General features: G+C 64.6%; 15 protein-coding genes. 9 read left to right on the top strand and 6 right to left on the bottom strand.

Features of this window, described 5'->3' with window-relative positions:
• Positions 1-105 precede the first annotated feature (105 nt).
• Entirely contained in the window at positions 106-1,713 is a 1,608-nt protein-coding gene (locus tag D3872_RS22225) for an NAD(P)-binding protein (RefSeq protein WP_119812829.1), read from the top strand.
• Positions 1,714-1,722: 9 nt separating this feature from the next.
• Here D3872_RS22225 and D3872_RS22230 read toward each other — a convergent pair whose 3' ends face one another.
• Positions 1,723-3,486, bottom strand: coding sequence for a cation:proton antiporter domain-containing protein (locus D3872_RS22230; RefSeq protein WP_119812830.1), 1,764 nt, complete (start codon positions 3,484-3,486; stop codon positions 1,723-1,725).
• A 181-nt stretch (positions 3,487-3,667) separates the two neighbouring features.
• Here D3872_RS22230 and D3872_RS22235 point away from each other — a divergent pair, with 181 nt between their 5' ends.
• Positions 3,668-4,762, top strand: a complete 1,095-nt coding sequence (locus tag D3872_RS22235; protein WP_119812842.1) for an RNA-guided endonuclease InsQ/TnpB family protein — start codon at positions 3,668-3,670, stop codon at positions 4,760-4,762.
• A 113-nt stretch (positions 4,763-4,875) separates the two neighbouring features.
• Entirely contained in the window at positions 4,876-5,250 is a 375-nt protein-coding gene (locus tag D3872_RS22240) for a host attachment protein (protein ID WP_182915896.1), read from the top strand.
• Between the two features lie 52 nt (positions 5,251-5,302).
• Here the strand turns inward: D3872_RS22240 and D3872_RS22245 are convergent, their stop codons facing one another.
• Positions 5,303-7,582 (bottom strand): family 1 glycosylhydrolase, encoded by a 2,280-nt coding sequence (locus tag D3872_RS22245; RefSeq protein ID WP_119812832.1) that lies wholly within the window; start codon positions 7,580-7,582, stop codon positions 5,303-5,305.
• 318 nt (positions 7,583-7,900) lie between these two features.
• On the opposite strand from D3872_RS22245, the gene trpS reads away from it, so the two are divergent.
• Entirely contained in the window at positions 7,901-8,923 is a 1,023-nt protein-coding gene (gene trpS / locus D3872_RS22250) for a tryptophan--tRNA ligase (protein ID WP_119812833.1), read from the top strand.
• 186 nt (positions 8,924-9,109) lie between these two features.
• Positions 9,110-10,297: a YbfB/YjiJ family MFS transporter gene (locus D3872_RS22255; RefSeq protein ID WP_119812834.1), complete on the top strand. Its 1,188-nt coding sequence runs from the start codon at positions 9,110-9,112 to the stop codon at positions 10,295-10,297.
• 27 nt (positions 10,298-10,324) lie between these two features.
• On the opposite strand, the gene D3872_RS22260 is transcribed toward D3872_RS22255, so the two are convergent.
• Both D3872_RS22260 and D3872_RS22265 read right to left on the bottom strand, forming a co-directional pair.
• Positions 10,325-10,591, bottom strand: coding sequence for a hypothetical protein (locus tag D3872_RS22260; RefSeq protein WP_119812835.1), 267 nt, complete (start codon positions 10,589-10,591; stop codon positions 10,325-10,327).
• A 192-nt stretch (positions 10,592-10,783) separates the two neighbouring features.
• Positions 10,784-11,227: a hypothetical protein gene (locus D3872_RS22265; RefSeq protein WP_119812836.1), complete on the bottom strand. Its 444-nt coding sequence runs from the start codon at positions 11,225-11,227 to the stop codon at positions 10,784-10,786.
• 205 nt (positions 11,228-11,432) lie between these two features.
• On the opposite strand from D3872_RS22265, the gene D3872_RS22270 reads away from it, so the two are divergent.
• Positions 11,433-12,482, top strand: coding sequence for a zinc ribbon domain-containing protein (locus D3872_RS22270; protein WP_119812837.1), 1,050 nt, complete (start codon positions 11,433-11,435; stop codon positions 12,480-12,482).
• 3 nt (positions 12,483-12,485) lie between these two features.
• Here the strand turns inward: D3872_RS22270 and D3872_RS22275 are convergent, their stop codons facing one another.
• Both D3872_RS22275 and D3872_RS22280 read right to left on the bottom strand, forming a co-directional pair.
• Complete coding sequence (locus D3872_RS22275; RefSeq protein WP_119812838.1) at positions 12,486-12,923, bottom strand: DUF3597 domain-containing protein; 438 nt, start codon at positions 12,921-12,923, stop codon at positions 12,486-12,488.
• Positions 12,924-12,943: 20 nt separating this feature from the next.
• On the bottom strand, positions 12,944-13,465 hold the full coding sequence (locus D3872_RS22280) for a hypothetical protein (protein ID WP_229459477.1): 522 nt from the start codon (positions 13,463-13,465) through the stop codon (positions 12,944-12,946).
• Positions 13,466-13,651: 186 nt separating this feature from the next.
• On the opposite strand from D3872_RS22280, the gene D3872_RS22285 reads away from it, so the two are divergent.
• The 3 genes from D3872_RS22285 to alaS form a co-directional block, all read left to right on the top strand.
• On the top strand, positions 13,652-13,939 hold the full coding sequence (locus D3872_RS22285; protein WP_119812839.1) for a DUF1294 domain-containing protein: 288 nt from the start codon (positions 13,652-13,654) through the stop codon (positions 13,937-13,939).
• 43 nt (positions 13,940-13,982) lie between these two features.
• The gene (gene ugpQ / locus D3872_RS22290) at positions 13,983-14,738 is read left to right on the top strand and encodes a glycerophosphodiester phosphodiesterase (protein ID WP_119812840.1); all 756 of its coding nucleotides are present in this window, start codon (positions 13,983-13,985) and stop codon (positions 14,736-14,738) included.
• 53 nt (positions 14,739-14,791) lie between these two features.
• On the top strand, positions 14,792-17,291 hold a 2,500-nt coding region (gene alaS / locus D3872_RS22295; protein ID WP_119812841.1), incomplete at its 3' end, for an alanine--tRNA ligase.

Consider the following 17,291-nt stretch of genomic DNA (forward strand, 5'->3'; position numbering starts at 1 on the left):
TCAGCTTCCGCCCGACATGCAGCGCCGCGATATGCCGCCCAACCGCCTGAATACCCAGTCGCTGGTGCATGAATTCGAGCAGGACTGGCGCCAGGTGATCCGCTGATGGACCGCCGTTCCTTCCTCGGCGCCGCGGCGGCGGGCGCGACGGCGCTTGGCAGCGGCGCCGCCTTCATGCGCTGGCAGGAGATCGCGCCTACGCTGCACTATCCGGGCATGGCGGAAGGCCACTTCCTGCGCGACCGGCGCAGCCTGCCCGCGCCGCGCGAGGCGATCGACACCGACATCGTGATCTTCGGTTCCGGCATCGCTGCGCTGACCGCCGCGTGGAAGCTGCGCAAGCAAGGGCACCCGGGTGCGCTGATGATCGACGGCCCGCAGCCGTTCGGGAACGCGGCGGGCGGGCGCAGCGGCGAGCTGGCGTATCCGACCGGCGCACACTACCTGCCGCTGCCGGGGCCGGAAGCGGCGCACGTGCGCGAACTGCTGGCCGATCTCGGCATCATCAAGGGCGGTGCGCTGGAGGACAAGCCATACTACGACGAGGCCGCGCTGCTGCACGCACCGCACGAGCGCCTGCTGTTCAATGGATCGTGGCATGACGCCGTGATTCCCGCCGAAGGCCTGGGCGCGGACGAACTGCGCGAGCACCAGCGCTTCTTCGCGCAAGTCGAGCAGTTGCGGCAGGCACGCGGCGCGGACGGACGGCGCATGTTCGCCATGCCCAGCGCGCTGTCGTCCGGCGACCCGCGCTTCGATGAACTGGACACGCTGACCTTCCGCGGCTGGCTGTCCCGCAACGGCTACCGCTCGCCGGCGCTGCTCTGGTACATGGACTACTGCTGCCGCGACGACTACGGCGCGGATGCCGGCAAAGTGTCCGCGTGGGCGGGCCTGCATTACTTCTGCAGCCGCACCGGCCAGGCCGCCAATGCCGGCGACGGCGCCTGGCTCACCTGGCCGGGAGGTTTGCAGCCGGTCGCCAGCGCGATGGCGCAAGTCTCAAAGGCGCGGCGCATGGCCGGCACCGTGATGTCGGTGCGCCGCACCGCGGGCGGCATCGAAGCCCTGTGCTTCACGCTGGAGAATGGGGCGCCGCGCACTTTCTACGTGCGCGCGCGCAAGGCGATTTGCGCGATGCCTTTGCACGTGGCGGCGCGGGTGGTCGAAGGCATAGGTAGACTTGGTTTCGACGTGCATCGCGACATGCCGGTGTACGCGCCCTGGCTGGTCGCCAATTTCACCATGAAGGACTTCCCACATGAGCTGGAAGGCGCGCCGCTGGCCTGGGACAACGTGGTCTACGGCGGGCGCGGGCTGGGCTACGTGGTGTCGACCCACCAGGACATCCGCGCGGCGCCGCCTTCAAGGACGGTGTTCACCTCCTACGTCGCGCTGAATGATCGCAGTCCGCAGGATGCGCGCAGATGGATGCAAAGCGCCACCGCCGGCGAGATCGTGGAGCTGGCGGCGGCCGACCTGAAGGCAGCATACGGATGGAAGTTCGCCGCCTGCGTGGAGCGCGCCGACATCACCTTGCGCGGCCATGCGATGGCCGTTCCCGCGCCCGGCTTCCGCGCCAATGCGGGCGCCAGGGCGCTGCGCGAGGCCGATGGGCCGATCCTGTTCGCGCACGGCGACCTGTCCGGATTCTCGCTGTTCGAGGAAGCCTCGTGGTGGGGCTACCGCGCGGCGGGGCTGGCGCTGGCCTGAGCGGCCGGCCTACGGCTGGTGCGTGGTGCGCACCGATTCGGCCAGCGTGGCCCTGAACAGGTCGCGCTCGTCGTCGACGATGCGGTCGATGTCTTCCTCATTCAGGCCCAGCTCTTCCAGTACGTAGGCCGACAGCTGCAGGCCCGCTTCCAGCGTTTCGGGCACCACGATGGTGGCGCCGGCCTGCTTGAGCGCCAGCGCATGCTTGGCGTCGCGCGAACGGGCCAGCAGCGGCACTTCCGGGAATTCGCGGCGGATACCGCGCACGGCCTGCAGCGCCGCCATCGGATGGTCCATCGTCAGCACGATCACGGGCGCCGAGCCGGCATCGACGCGGCGCAGCAGTTCGGTGCGCGAAGCGTCGCCGAAGTACACCGGCTGCTCCAGCTTGCGCATCTTGGCGACCAGCCGCGCATTGTTTTCGAAGGCGACGAAGGAAATGCCCTGCGCGTCGAGCAGCTTGCCGAGCTGCTGGCCGACGCGGCCGAAGCCGGCGATGATGATCCTTCCGCGCGCGTGTTCCAGCGCCGGCCCGTCGTGGCCGGCCGCGATCTCGTCGTCATGCGCCTCCATCGTATCGCCCAGCAGGCGCCCGATGCGCGCCAGTACCGGCGTCAGGAACAGGCTGAGGCCGACGGCCAGCATGACCAGCTGGCCAAGCGCCGGGTCGACCAGCTTGCCGGCGATCGCGTAGGCGATCACGATGAAGGCGAACTCGCCGCCCTGGCCGAGCACCAGGCCACCTTCGATCGCGCGGCCGAGGCTCAGGCCGCCGTAGCGGAACAGGGCGGCCACCACCGTGCCTTTCAGGGCCATCATGGCGAACACGGCCGCCAGCAGCCAGCCGGGGTTGAGCGCGATCTGGCGCAGGTCCATGCTCATGCCGACCGTCATGAAGAAAAGGCCCATCAGCAGGCCCTTGAACGGCTCGATCATCAGTTCGATTTCATGCTTGAACTCGGTTTCGGCCAGCAGCAGGCCGGCAATCAGCGCGCCAAGCGCCATCGACAGGCCGGCCGCGGCCGACAGGCCGGCGATGCCCAGCGTGGACAGCAGGATCAGCGCCATGAACACGTCGGGCTGGCGCTGGCGCGCGAAGGCGCGGAACAGCGGGTGCAGCAGGCGCCCGCCGAGCAGGTAGATCAGCGTGATGGCCAGGCCCGCCTTGAGCATGGCGCTGGCGATCAGCCAGGTCGGGTCTTGGCCGGTGCTGTTGCTCATCGCGCCGATCAGGATCAGCAGCGGCACCACGGCCAGGTCCTGCAGCATCAGTACCGAAAAGCAGGCCATGCCCAGTGGCGTGGATGAGTTGTGGCTCTCGTTCATCAGCTGCATGACGACCGCGGTGGACGACAGCGACAGCACGCCGCCGAGAATGATGGCGGTTTCCAGCGTATGGCCGCTCAGCATGATGACCCCGCCAATGATGGCCGAGCACACGGCGACCTGGGCCACGCCTGCGCCGAACACCCAGCGCCGCAAGGCCCACAGGCGCGCCGCCGACAGCTCGAGCCCGATCATGAACATCAGGAACATCACGCCCAGTTCGCCAAGCAAGCGCACGCCTTCCTCGGCCGGGAAGGTCAGCCAGCTTAGCCAGGGGAAGTCATCGGCATACAGGGCCAGGCCGAAAGGGCCGAACAGCGCGCCAACGGCGAGAAATCCCAGCACCTGGCTGATGCGGAAGCGCTGCAGCAGGGGAATCAGGATGCCTGCAAGCGCGAGGAAGAGGAGGGTTTCCCTAAGAAACGGGAAGGCGTGTTGCTCTTGCACTGGATGAAGCCTCGTATTGGAATGGTGGCAGGGCAGCCGCAAGCCCACGTTAGCATTTTATCCGACAGCGCGTAATACCCCTTCCTTCAGGTGGGGGATGTAAGGGCGGGATGCTGAAAGCATCCTTGCCTTTGACTTTAATCTTGATATACTGGATATTCATACAGTAATTTCGACAATGATGCCACGCGCTTGCCAATCCCAGACTGGTCTGCTAACACGCGTGCTTCGGCTAAGGCTGAAAGATAAGCACGCGGCGGCGCTTCGGGAAAAATCCTATTTGGTCAATATGGTCTGGAATTACTGCAACGATTTGTCATTCAAAGTGTGGGAGCGCGAGCGCCGCTTCATGTCTGGCTATGATTTTGCCAAGTACACCAAGGGTGCCGGCAAAGCCGGCATCCCACTGCACTCCCAGACTATCCAGGCAATTTCGGAAGAATTCGCTGCCCGGCGTAAACAATCCAAGAAACTGAAGCTGCGCTGGAGGGTGTCGCGCGGGCCCAGGCGATCATTGGGCTGGGTGCCGTTCAAGGCAACAGCGTTAAGTTACAGGAACGGGCAACTGTGGATGTCAGGTATCCATGCACCGCTGTGCCTGTGGGACAGCTACGGCCTTGCCAAGTACGCATTGGGCGCTGGCTCCATCTCGGAGGATGCTCGTGGTCGTTGGTACATCAATATCTCTGTCAAGCTCGACAGGCCGGCCGCGTCGCGCATGGAGCGCTCAATCGGAATTGACTTGGGCTTGAAGGATTTTGCGTCCACCTCGGACGGCGAGGTGATTGAGGTGCAGCACATCTATCGGGATGCTGAGGCGCGACTGGCGACGGCTCAGCGCGCAGGAAAGAAGAGGATAGTAAGAAATATCCACGCGAAGATTGCAAACAAACGCAGGGATTTCAATCACAAATTAAGCGCCAGGCTGGTTGTAGGGCATGGTGCAATCTTTGTTGGCAATGTGAATGCGGGCGCGCTGGCCAAGACGCGGATGGCGAAATCCGTATCGGATGCAGGGTGGTCGCAATTCCGAACCATGCTCAGTTATAAATGCGATAGCGCAGGCGTATGGTTCGATGAGGTCAATGAAGCGTATTCCACCCAAGACTGTTCTGCGTGCTTCGCACGCAGCGGGCCGAAAGGACTGCAAGATCTTGGAGTAAGAGAATGGACTTGTTTGGAATGCGGCGAGCATCACCATCGTGATGTGAATGCCGCCAAGAACATTCTCCGTCGCGGACGTGCGACGCTGGTAGTAGGAATCCCGGTCCTTTAGGGCCGGGAGGACGTCAAAACGGGCGCGCACGCCATTGGCTTCGCATTTTCCGGCGCCGCGCTACACTGGACTTGCAGGCGTCGTTGCCTGTTCAATGAATGAGGGAGAAGCGTATGCAAACCACATGGGTTATCGCAGCGGACTCGAGCCGCGCACGCATTTTCGAACTGGAACAAGACACCAGCCATCTGCTTGAGATCGAGGACATGGTCAATCCAGAAGGGCGCCAGACGGAGCGCGAGATCGAGGCCAACCAGCAGCATGATGTGGAAATGTTCTCCAAGCAATTGGGGCACTACATCGACAAGGCCTGCGTCGAGCACCGCTTCGATGCACTGACCGTGATCGCACCGCCGAAATTTCTTGGCTTGATCAGGGAGAACCTGAGCGATCAGTCGCGCAGGGCGGTGCAGGAAGAGATACCGAAGGACATTGCCTGGTTTGAAGGGCACCAGATCGAGGAGTACCTGAAGGCCCGGCCACACTGAGGAGGAAAGCGGCCTGCGCGGCGGTTGGCGCCACCGTCACGCAGGTGCGCGGTCACAAATGCTTGGCGTGGTACAGCTCGACGAAAGGCTCCGGGTAACACACCTCGGCGTCCTGCACCGGCTGGGAGCGCTGCGTCAGGAAGCGGCCGAGCGCGCTGTCCAGGCTCGGCAGCAGCACCGCGCGCTCGCTGTGCAGGGCGCTGTACAGCGGCCGCCGCGCGGCATAGCTGATCGACGCGCTCGGTTGCGGCTCGAGCCGGCTCGCATCCACCCCGGCCAGTTCGGCCGCGCGCGTGGCCAGTTCCACCCACGTTACCGGCTGGCCATTGGTCAGGTGCCACACGCCGCATTCGCGGTCGATCATCAGGTCGAGGCAGCTGTGCACCAGGTCCGGCACATAGGTCGGCGACACGATGATGTCGCTGGCGGCCCGGAAAACAGCGCCGCCGTCCAGCGCGGCCAGCGCCTGGGTGACGAAGTTGTACTGGTCCCACGGTCCGAAGAAGGAGCTGGTGCGCACCACCAGCGCGCCCGGGTGGCGCTCCAGCACCGAGGTCTCGGCTTCGGCCTTGCTGCGGCCATAGATGTTGAGCGGCGACACCGAGTCGGTCTCGACATACGGATCGCCGCGGCGGTCGTCACCGCGGCGGCCGTCGAACACCAGGTCGCTGGAGAAAGTGGTCAGGTGCACGCCGTGGCATGCGCAGGCGCCGGCCAGCACGGCCGGCCCGTGGGTATTTTCGCGGAAGCAGCGCTCGACATCGTTCTCGGCATCGTCGACCCGCACATAGCCGCTGGCGTTGACGACCGCCCACGGCTGATAGCGGGCGAGGGCGCGTTCCACCGAACCGGGATCGGCGATATCCATGTCCTGCCGTCCCAGAAGCTGGTAGGCCAGGTTGCGTTCGCGGCAGATCCGGGCGAAGGCGCGGCCCAGGGTGCCGGTCGCGCCGGTAATCAGGATGGGGCGCGCGTCCTTGCCGACCAGCCGGTGGCCGTCGGCCGAAATGGAAGTGAGCGCCGACTGTGTCGCGATCGGCGGGCAGGTGAAACGGCTGGGCCTGCGCCACCAGCCCTGGCCGCGCAACACCGGGTGCGACAGGGGGCGGTTGTCGGACAGTTCGCGCATCATGGGCGCCAGCGCGGTGGTGCGCGGCTGCGGCGAGCGTACGTCGAACGGCCCGGGTTCGTAGTAGCCCTGCGCCCGCGTCACCAGGCTGTTCCAGTCGAACGCGCCGAGCAGCGCCCAGACGGTGACGGCGCGGAGGTCGACGCCGTTCAGCTGCGCCTGCTTGCCCGCTTCCCAGATTTCCAGCAGCCAGCGCAACTGATCTTCGCGGTGCGAGTCGATGTGGGCTTCGGTGACCGCCAGCGGGATCTGGTAGCGGTCCCACACCTCCTGCAGCAGCGGGCCGATGCCCGCGGTCGGCGTGGCGAGCACGCGCGCGCATTCGATGTCGGCGCAGGGCGTGCCGCCGATGTTGCCGCGTGTGTGCTCCGGATAGCGTTCCGGACGGTGGTCCAGCCAGCGCTCGCTGGTGACGTAGTAATTGACGCCGATGATGTCCGGCGGGCAAGGATTGTCGCGGAACCACAGGATGTCGTCGGGCGCGATGCCGCTGCCGGTCATGTAGCCCCACATGAAGTGTTCCGGGCCGACCATGCCGCACAACAGGTCCCACGCCAGCCAGCGCCGCTCGTTGTAGAACTCGGCGTGCTGCGCCATTTCGCGGGTGCCGTAGGTCTTGCCGAGGTCGTCGGTCTGTATCAGTTTGGCGTTCGGGTTATGCCTGCGGATCTCGCGCATCGACAGCACCACCGCCCGGCATTGCACCAGCAACGCCTGCAGGAAGGTGAGGTCGTCGCGGCCATGCGGATACCACAGGCCGTACAGGCCGCTGAAACGGGCAGTCGTCAAGGGTTCGTTGACCGGGGTGTAGTACTCGACCCAGGGGTAGCGCGCGGCCACCGCGCCGGCGTACTCGGCCAGCTGCGGCGCGAAGGAGGGATCGACCAGGCTGGTGTGGCGCGGGCCGCTGCCGTGGTGCACCAGGCCGACGATGGGGGTGATGCCGGCCGCGCGCAGGGCGGGCAGGCGTTCGTCCGGCCATGCCCAGTCGGCGACGCCATCGGGCGCGGTGCGCTCCCACAGGATGGGATAGCGGATCGCGCGGATGCCGAGGGCGGCAAACTGGGCGATGTCGCCCGTGCGGTGGGCATGGCCATTGCGGTCCACCTGGCTGTGGTAATCGTCATAAACGCGATTGACCGTGCATTCAAGGCCGCCCCACAATTCGAGCGGCGCGTGTTCGGACTTCTTGCTGTTGTTCATGAATTATGCCGTTTTGGTTATGCGAAAGGGGCGGACAGTCCAGCTCGTTGTTTTTATTGGGAAACTTTCAAGAATTAGATGCCCTGCAAAACCGGAAAGTTCACAGGATGGCGGGGAGAGGTCTGTTCTTGACAGATGGCGGGGAAACTGTAACGATGCGGGCATGAATTTATTCCGGTCACAATTTGCTTGCGTAATCTGGTGGCGCCGCTGACTGCGCGCGGCCGTACCACAGCAATGTGATGCATATAGACGCCGCCTCGAATGGGCGGCGTTTTCGTTAGCGCGGCGGCATCGGGGCAATCCAGAGGAACTTCGATGACACCGCCAAACCAGACCAACACCCTCCCGGTTATCCTTACCGGCGACCGCCCGACCGGGCCGCTGCACCTTGGCCACTTCGTGGGCAGCCTGCGCAACCGCGTGGCGTACCAGCACAGCTATCAACAGTTCGTGATGCTGGCCGATGCACAGGCGCTGACCGACAACATGGACGACATTGGCAAGGTCCATCGCAACGTGGTGGAAGTAGCGCTCGATTACATGGCCGTGGGCATCGATCCCAAGCTCACGACGATCCTGATCCAGTCGCAGATTCCAGAGTTGGCAGAACTGACATTCTATTATCTGAACCTGGTGACCGTCGCACGGCTGGAGCGCAACCCCACCGTCAAGGAAGAAATCCGCCAGCGCGGTTTCGAGCGCGACATCCCGGCCGGCTTCCTGACCTATCCTGCCAGCCAGGCCGCCGACATCACCGCCTTCAAGGCCAGCCTGGTGCCGGTGGGCGAAGACCAGATCCCGATGATCGAGCAGACCAACGAAATAGTGCGCCGCTTCAACCGCATGTACAACTGCGAGATCCTGATGGAAGCCAGGGCGCTGGTGCCCGAGATCGGGCGCCTGCCTGGCATCGACGGCAAAGCCAAGATGAGCAAGTCGCTCGGCAACACGATCAACCTTGGCGCCACGGCGGACGAGATCCGCGCGGCGGTCAAGCAGGTCTACACCGACCCGCTGCACCTGCGCGTGCAGGACCCGGGCCACCTGGAAGGCAACGTTGCCTTCATGTACCTCGACGCCTTCGACAACGACAAGGCCGCGCTGGAAGAGATGAAGGCGCACTACGTGCGTGGCGGGCTGGGCGACAGCATCGTCAAGAAGCGCCTGGAAGTGGTGCTGCAGGAAATGCTGGGCCCGATCCGCGAGCGCCGCGAAGCCTTGGCGCAGGACAAGGGCTACGTCATGCAAGTGCTCAAGGAAGGCACGATGAAGGCGCGCGAAGTCGCGGCCCGCACCACCGACGAAGTCCGCCGCGCCCTCGGCCTGAGCTACTTCTAAGTCCGGGACAGACCTATAATCGGGGTCAGACCCTGGGTCAGACCCTCTAATCGGGGTCAGACCCCGATTGCTAAGTCCTTGATTTTCATCAGTTCGGGGACAGACCACCAACTCGAGGGAGATCGTGGTCTGTCCCCGAACGGCCACTCCCCAACGCCCCGCGCCACATCCGGTTAAACTTGACCGATGGACCCACATCCCCCGGCACTATCGGCTTCGCGCACCCACGCCGCCAACCCTACCTCAATTTCCCTTGCCCTGGCCAGCCTGGCCGCACTGGCAATCGCCATGGGCGTCGGCCGTTTCGCCTTTACCCCCATCCTCCCGGTGATGCTGAATGACGCGAGCCTCGCGCTTGCGCAAGGCGGTTGGCTCGCCTCCGCCAACTACGCCGGCTACCTTGTCGGCGCCCTGGTCGCGATTGTCTTCCGCACCCGTCCAGAACAAATGATCCGCGCCGGCCTGCTGGCAACCGGCCTGGCCACGCTCGCCATGGGCCTGATTCACGCTTTCCCTGCCTGGATGCTGCTCCGCTTCCTTGCCGGCGTCGCCAGCGCCTGGGTGATGATCGCTGTCTCAGCATGGAGCATGGTGCGCCTCGCCGTCTTCCAGCGGCCGTTTCTCCAGAACCTGGTCTTTTCCGGCGTCGGCATCGGCATCGCATTGGCCGGCCTGGCCTGCATCGGCCTGATGCGCCTGGACGCCGGTTCCACCTCGATGTGGATAGGCCTCGGCGCGGTATCGCTTGCCGTCACGGGCCTCGCCTGGCGCGTGTTCTCAAGCACTTCACCCGCGAAAGCTGCCGCACCAGCCAATGCGCCGTCCAAGCCATTTCATTGGAACGCCAACACCATCCGCCTCGTCGCCTGCTACGGCATCTTCGGCTTCGGCTACATCATTCCCGCCACCTTCCTGCCGGTAATGGCAAAGGAAGCCCTGCACGGCTCGGCCGCCTTCGCGTGGTCGTGGCCCGTCTTCGGACTGGCGGCAGCCATTTCGACGCTGGCGGTCGCGCCGCTCAGGAAGCATTTCAGCAATCGCCGCTTGTGGGCAGCGTCCAATCTTGTGATGGCGGCCGGTATCGTGCTGCCAGTCGCCTGGCCGCATGCCTTGTCGGTATTCGCGGCGGCGTTGTGCGTGGGAGGGACGTTCATGGTCATCACGCTGGTGGCGCTGCTGGAAGCCAGGCAGGCGGCACAGGAACATGCGGGGGTGGTGATCGCATCGATGACGGCGGCGTTTGCAACCGGCCAGATCATCGGCCCGCTGACGGTCGGCGCCGGTGGCGCCGGTTTTTCCGGCGGCCTGCTGGCCGCCGCAGCCATGCTCGCGGGGAGCACGCTGTTATTGAAGCGGCGGCCGGCCCACGCGTGACGCGGGCCGTGCACCGCCGCGGTGACGTCAGGCGCTCGCCGGCGGCAAGAGCTTGACGACAGGCGTCGCCTTCTCCCAGTTCGGATCCTGAACCAGCGTGGACGTCCAGCTGCGCTGCCACGTGCGGCTGTCGGACAGGGCCTGCAGCGCGGTATGCGCGATCTCGGGATTGTGGGCGTAGAACTCCAGCTCCTTGACATCCTCCCCTTCGTATAAACGAAAGGGGATTCCCACTGCTGGCGTCTGATGCCCCAGACGGAAGCCGGACTGAAAACAGCCCAGCTTCTTATTCAATCCGCAGGATATCTCTCGACCTCGCCTAAGGCGACTGCGGATCGGAAAAAACGGTACAGGTGACTCATGCCCCAGCGCGTAATCGCATACTGAAGCACTTATGGAGTTTGACCGTGGACCAACACCAAAGTTCAAAACACTTTTTCACTTTGACGGCTGCGGGCGCTACGCGTCCGGCTCCTTTCCTGGCTGTTATTGCACGCGCCGTACTTTCGGCGACTTGCGGGTTCCTTCGATCTGCAAATACATCGCGCCCATCGCGCCGCGCTCGACAGTCACCTTCAGGTCCTTGCCGTAGACGACGCCGGTGCTGTCGTCGACGATCTGCCAGACCTGGCCGTTGGCCAGCTTGATGTGCTGCCTGCTTTCCCAGCCATCGAAACTGCCGGGGATGTGGCTCTGGATCGCTTCGATCTCGTCTTCCTTCTTCACCAGCCCGAACGATTTTTCCGCTGCATGGCGGGCCTGGGCGGGCGTTGCCGCTACAGGCTTGGCGCCGGGCGTGATGGCGATGGCGATGGCGTCGTAGCAGGCCAGCCGCTTGGCGGCGTCGCCGATGTCGCGGCAGCGCAAGATCGATCCATCATCGGCCAGCGCGGTGCCTGACGCTAACAGCAAGGCAAAAAATAATCTCATGTGCAAATTCCTGGAGTGGGCTTTTGCCCGGTTGGGCTCGCACGGAGTATTTCATGTGGCCATGTCATGGTCAAGGCGCCAATTCCGGCTCGGCGTAGCAAATCATGATGCCGCCGGTCGCGCCACAGTACACGGGCGTGCCAGTCTTGTCACCGCGTCCGGATCGTGCAAACCTTTAGTATCGACAACATTGCTGGAGCCGGAAATGAGCAAGAGCCTTCGCCTGACTGAAAAATGGATGCAGCGCGGCCTGTGGCTGGTCGCCATCATCTTTGCCGGTTTCCTGATCGGACTCGGCGGCAAGATCGTACACAACCTGTGGCGGGTCGAGGAACCCGTGCTGGTCTCGCACTACATCGATCCGGTTCAGGGCCCGCAAGTGAAAGCGGCGGCCGAGCGGGCCAGGGCGCTGCTGGAAAACGCGCAAGCCGCACACGACCAGGCGCGGCTCCGGCACGAGGCTGCCCAGTCGAATTCGCGCAGCGCGGAGCAGACGTCCTCGAACTGGCTGCGCACCCGCAAGGCCACCGAGCGCCCCGAACAGGATCCGGAGCTGATTGCCCGCACGCGCGACCTCGATGGGCTCAAGGCCGCCGAACGCGTCGCGCTGGCCGCTGTGGAAGCACAGCAGCAGGCGATGCTCGATGCCTCGCAGTCGCGCGAGCGCGCCGCGCAGGCGTGGCGCAAGCTGGAAGAGCCGGCCATCCGGGCAGCCGAACGCGCCGGGCGTGCGAGCGAATTGCGCGTATTCCTGTACCGGCTGGCGCTGACCTTGCCGCTGCTGTTGATCGCGGGCTGGCTGTTCGCGCATAAGCGCCAAAGCCGCTACTGGCCGTTCGTATGGGGATTCATCTTCTTCGCCGGATTCGCCTTCTTCGTCGAACTGGTGCCTTACTTGCCCAGTTACGGCGGCTATGTGCGCTATGCGGTCGGCATCGTATTGACGGTGATCGTCGGACGCTTCGCGATTATTTCATTGCAGCGCTACCTGGATCGCCAGAAGGCATCCGAAGCGATGCCCGACACCGCGCGGCGCGCGACGCTGCGCTATGACACCGCGGTGGCGCGCCTGTCGAAATCGGTCTGTCCGGGTTGCGAGCGCGCCGTCGACCTGAAAGACGGCGCGACCGATTTCTGCCCGCACTGCGGCATCGGCCTGTTCGACCGCTGCCGCCAGTGCAGCACGCGCAAAAGCGCGTTCGCGCGCTTCTGCTTTTCCTGCGGCTCGCACGGCAATGCGAGCCTTGCCGACTGATGCCTAGTCGCGCATGTCGGCCGGCACCTTGCCGCCATTGGCCGCAAGGCGGTTCATCACCTGGCGGTGCAGCCAGATGTTCATCGAGGCCGAGTCGTTGGTGTCGCCCTTGTAATCGAGCTCCTGCGCCAGCTCCTTGCGCGACTGCAGGCTGCTGTCGAGGTTCAGGAGCTTGAGCAGGTCGACAATGGACGAGCGCCAGTTGAGCGTCTGGCCGGCCGAAGCTTCCATCTTGGTCAGGATCGCCTCGACGTCGACCATTTCCATCGGTGCGGCCGGCGGCGGCGCGGCCGGGCGCGGCGCTGCCGGCCGCGCGGTCTGCTGGGCAACCTGCGGTTGACCCGACTGCATCGACCCCGGCGCGCCTTGCGGCTTGGCCTGGGCGGCGGCAGGGTGGTTGGACGGGAAGATTTTGCGGAAAATATTGCTGAGGATACCCATGATGTCTAGCTCCTTAAAGTTTAACGGCGCATGCCTTGTGCAACCTGGCCCAGCACGATGGCGAGTGCAGCGCCACCGATGGCTTTGACCAGTGTCGGGTTTTCCGCGTAGAAGTCGCCCATGCGGTCGACGATGCTGGGATTCTCGTTCTCGGCCCTGGCTGCGATTTCCTGTACCTGTTCAGGCGTCACTTGCGCGGCCTGCTCAGGGGTGATGCGAGGCTGCTGGCCTGCATTGCCGCCGAACAGATTGCCCAGTGCGCCTCCCGCGACCGAACCCAGGACGCCCGGGCCAAGTGAGCCCAGCAGCTGGTTCAGCATGCCGGCGCGCTGGTTCGGGTCGCCCTGGCCGGACATCTGGCCGACCAACTGCGGGAAGGGCGGCGTCTGGTCGGAGCGCAATGCCGCGGTGACACCTTGCGCCACGGTGGCGCGTGGCGCGTTTTGCGCCAACTGGTCGAAATCGTCCGCGGCGCGGTCGTTATTCGCATTCTCGGCGCCACCCAGGTATTGCTGCAGCAAACTGCCTAAATCGAAACTCATGTCGACCTCCAAAGTCAGGAAGAAAAAGGCATTGCGCGCCCTTGGACGGTCAATGCCAAGGTGCAAGCGTAGGCCTCGATCGGGTTTTGATCTGTACGGCATCTCACCATCGGACCATGCATGCCTGCTTGCGTGGCCCTGTGCCATGGCGTAAGCTCAATGTTTCCGCAAGACACTAGGACACGCATGCAAGAGGCTTTGATCGGTTTCATCCTGGGCCTGTATGCCGTTGCCAGCCTGGTCTGCTTCACCATGCACGCGCTGGATAAATCCGCGGCGCGGGCGGGGCGGCGCCGGATTCCCGAGTCGTCGCTCTTGGTGTCCGGATTCGCCTTCGGCTGGCCGGGCGGGCTGCTGGCGCAGCGCTGGCTGCGCCACAAGACGGCCAAAGCCGCGTTCCAGCTTCGCTTCAGGCTGGCGGCCGGCCTCAACGTGGCGATGCTGATTGGCTTTTTTGGCCTTCTGCTCGCGTAGGGAATGTGTTAACGTTGTTCGTATCACCGACCCGGATTCCACCATGTGGCCTTATCCCAAGGTTTTAGCCCATCGCGGCGGCGGCAAGCTCGCCCCCGAAAACACGCTGGCCGCGCTTGCCTGCGGCCTGTCCTACGGTTTCCACGCCGTCGAATTCGATGTGATGCTGGCGCGCGACGGCGTGCCGGTGGTCATGCATGACCCTTTCCTTGGCCGCACCGTGCCCGGTTCCGGCAACGTGTACGACTACGATGCCGCCGAACTGGTGGCCATGGACGCCGGCAGCTGGTTCGCGCCCCGCTTCCGCGACGAAAAGGTGCCGCTGTACACCCAGTTCGTCGACAGCTGCCGCGAACACAATATCTGGATGAATGTCGAGATCAAGCCGGCGCCCGGCTTCGAAGTGGCGACGGGCAGGGCGGTGGCGACCCTGACGCGCGCCATGTTCGGCCTGCAGATCGCCGCCGACGACCCGCTCCAGCTGCCCTTGTTCTCGTCGTTCAGCTTCGAAGCGCTGGAGGCGGCGGCGCTGGCCGCGCCCGACATTCCGCGCGCACTGCTGGTTGACGAGCCGCCGCGCGACTGGGTGCGGCAGGCTGCGGCGCTGGGCGCGGTCGCCATCCACGCCAACCACAAGCGGCTCACGCCCCAGTTCGCGCGCGAGGCCAGGGATGCCGGGCTGGGACTGTTTTGCTATACCGTCAACGATCCGGTGCGGGCGCGCGAAATCCTCGACTGGGGCGTGGATGCGTTTTGCACCGACAGGATCGATTTGATCGGGCCGGATTTCGTACGCTGACCTACGCTATAATCGTTTTTTTATAGCATGCTGCCCGAACTCGCCCCCACAACATGAAATCATCCGAAATCCGCGACAAATTCCTCAAGTTCTTTGAATCCAAGGGCCACACGATTGTCCGTTCGAGCCCGCTCGTTCCGGGCAACGATCCGACCATGTTGTTGACCAACAGCGGCATGGTGCAGTTCAAGGATGTCTTCATCGGCACCGACACCCGCCCGTACTCGCGCGCCACCTCGGTGCAGCGCTGCGTGCGCGCCGGCGGCAAGCACAACGACCTGGAAAACGTCGGCTACACTGCGCGCCACCACACCTTCTTCGAAATGCTGGGTAACTTCAGCTTCGGCGACTACTTCAAGCGCGACGCGATCCAGTACGCGTGGGAGCTGCTGACCAAGGTCTACATGCTGCCGGCCGATAAGCTCACCGTCACCGTCTACATGGAAGACGACGAAGCCTTCGAGATCTGGGAAAAGGAAATCGGCGTGCCGCGCGAGCGCATCATCCGCATCGGCGACAACAAGGGCGCGCGCTACGCGTCGGACAACTTCTGGCAGATGGCCGACACCGGCCCATGCGGCCCGTGCACCGAGATCTTCTACGACCACGGCGCCGACATCGCCGGCGGCCCTCCAGGCTCGCCTGACGAAGACGGCGACCGCTTCATCGAAATCTGGAACCTGGTGTTCATGCAGTTCAATCGCGACGAAGCGGGCGTGATGCACAAGCTGCCGAAGCCTTGCGTCGATACCGGCATGGGCATGGAGCGCCTGGCCGCCGTGCTGCAGCACGTGCACAGCAACTACGAGATCGACCTGTTCCAGGCGCTGATCAAGGCGGCCGCGCGCGAAACCGGCGTCACCGACCTCGAAAGCAAGTCGCTGCGCGTGATCGCGGACCACATCCGCGCCGCATCCTTCCTGATCGTCGACGGCGTGATCCCGAGCAGCGAAGGCCACGGCTATGTCCTGCGCCGCATCATCCGCCGCGCGCTGCGCTACGGCCACAAGCTGGGCCAGACCAAGCCGTTCTTCTACAAGCTGGTGAACGACCTGTCCGGCGAAATGGGCACCGCCTACCCTGAACTGGCCGAAGCGAAGGACCGCGTGGCCCAGGTGCTGAAGGCGGAGGAAGAGCGCTTCGGCGAAACGCTGGAAAACGGCATGAAGATCCTGGAAGCGCAGCTGGGCAAGGATCCGCAGAAGCTGGACGGCGCCACCGCCTTCACGCTGTACGACACCTACGGCTTCCCGCTCGACCTGACCGCCGACATCTGCCGCGAGCGCGGCGTGGTGCTGGACGAAGCAGGCTTCGCAGCCGCGATGGAACAGCAGAAGAAAACCGCGCGCGCAGCCGGCAAGTTCAAGATGGCTGCCGGCGTCGAGTACTCCGGCGAGAAGTCGAAGTTCGTCGGCTACGACCAGCTGGCGCACGATTCGAAAATCATCGCGCTGTACTTTGATGGCGTGCAGGTGCAGGAACTGAAAGCCGGCCAGCAGGGCATCGTGGTGCTCGACACCACTCCGTTCTACGCCGAGTCGGGCGGCCAGGTGGGTGACCAGGGCGTGATCCTGGGCGCGGCCGGCCAGTTCGATGTCGAAGACACGCTGAAGATCCAGGCCGACGTGCCGGGCCACCACGGTGAGGTCAAGACCGGCTCCATCAAGGTCGGCGAAGCGGTCGCGGCCAACGTCGATGAAGTCAAGCGCGCACGCACCATCCGCAACCACTCGGCAACGCACCTGATGCACAAGGCGCTGCGCGAAGTGCTGGGCGGCCATGTGCAGCAAAAGGGCTCGCTGGTCGATGCGGACAAGACCCGTTTCGACTTCAGCCACAATGCGCCGCTGACCGCCGACGAAATCGCGCGCGTCGAAGTGATCGTCAACCGCGAGATCCTCGAGAACCATCCGACCGCTGCCCGCAACATGTCGTTCGACGACGCCGTCAAGCATGGCGCGATGGCGCTGTTCGGCGAGAAGTACGGCGACGAAGTGCGCGTGCTGGACATCGGCTCGTCGAAAGAGCTGTGCGGCGGCGTGCACGTCAAGCGCACCGGCGACATCGGCCTGTTCAAGATCATCGGCGAAAGCGGCGTCGCAGCGGGCATCCGCCGCGTCGAGGCAGTCACCGGCGAAGGCGCGCTGGCGCTGGTGCAGGGCATGAACCGCCGCCTGCAGGAAGCAGCGGGCGCGCTCAGGACCAGCCCGGACGAACTGACCGCGCGTATCGGCCAGGTGCAGGATCAGGTCAAGTCGCTGGAGAAGGAACTGGCCGCGCTGAAGTCGAAGATGGCTGCGGGGCAGGGCGACGAGCTGGTGGCCAGCGCGGTCGACGTCAACGGCATCAAGGTGCTGGCGGCGATGCTGGACGGCGCCGACGTTGCAGGCCTGCGCGAGACCATGGACAAGCTGAAGGATAAGCTGAAGACCGCGGCCATCGTTCTGGCCAGCGTGGCAGACGGCAAGGTCAGCCTGATCGCCGGCGTGACCGCCGACGCGACCTCCAGGGTCAAGGCGGGCGAGCTGGTTAACTTCGTCGCCCAGCAGGTTG

This window comes from Massilia cavernae (assembly GCF_003590855.1).
Lineage (GTDB): Bacteria > Pseudomonadota > Gammaproteobacteria > Burkholderiales > Burkholderiaceae_D > Telluria_A > Telluria_A cavernae.

Coding starts and splice junctions, on each gene's coding strand:
- D3872_RS22270 (WP_119812837.1), top strand. CDS start 11,433: ATGAGCAAGAGCCTTCGCCTGACTGAAAAATGGATGCAGCGCGGCCTG.
- D3872_RS22235 (WP_119812842.1), top strand. CDS start 3,668: ATGCCACGCGCTTGCCAATCCCAGACTGGTCTGCTAACACGCGTGCTT.
- D3872_RS22285 (WP_119812839.1), top strand. CDS start 13,652: ATGCAAGAGGCTTTGATCGGTTTCATCCTGGGCCTGTATGCCGTTGCC.
- trpS (WP_119812833.1), top strand. CDS start 7,901: ATGACACCGCCAAACCAGACCAACACCCTCCCGGTTATCCTTACCGGC.
- D3872_RS22245 (WP_119812832.1), bottom strand. CDS start 7,582: ATGAACAACAGCAAGAAGTCCGAACACGCGCCGCTCGAATTGTGGGGC.
- D3872_RS22275 (WP_119812838.1), bottom strand. CDS start 12,923: ATGGGTATCCTCAGCAATATTTTCCGCAAAATCTTCCCGTCCAACCAC.
- D3872_RS22280 (WP_229459477.1), bottom strand. CDS start 13,465: ATGAGTTTCGATTTAGGCAGTTTGCTGCAGCAATACCTGGGTGGCGCC.
- D3872_RS22265 (WP_119812836.1), bottom strand. CDS start 11,227: ATGAGATTATTTTTTGCCTTGCTGTTAGCGTCAGGCACCGCGCTGGCC.
- D3872_RS22225 (WP_119812829.1), top strand. CDS start 106: ATGGACCGCCGTTCCTTCCTCGGCGCCGCGGCGGCGGGCGCGACGGCG.
- ugpQ (WP_119812840.1), top strand. CDS start 13,983: ATGTGGCCTTATCCCAAGGTTTTAGCCCATCGCGGCGGCGGCAAGCTC.
- D3872_RS22240 (WP_182915896.1), top strand. CDS start 4,876: ATGCAAACCACATGGGTTATCGCAGCGGACTCGAGCCGCGCACGCATT.
- D3872_RS22255 (WP_119812834.1), top strand. CDS start 9,110: ATGGACCCACATCCCCCGGCACTATCGGCTTCGCGCACCCACGCCGCC.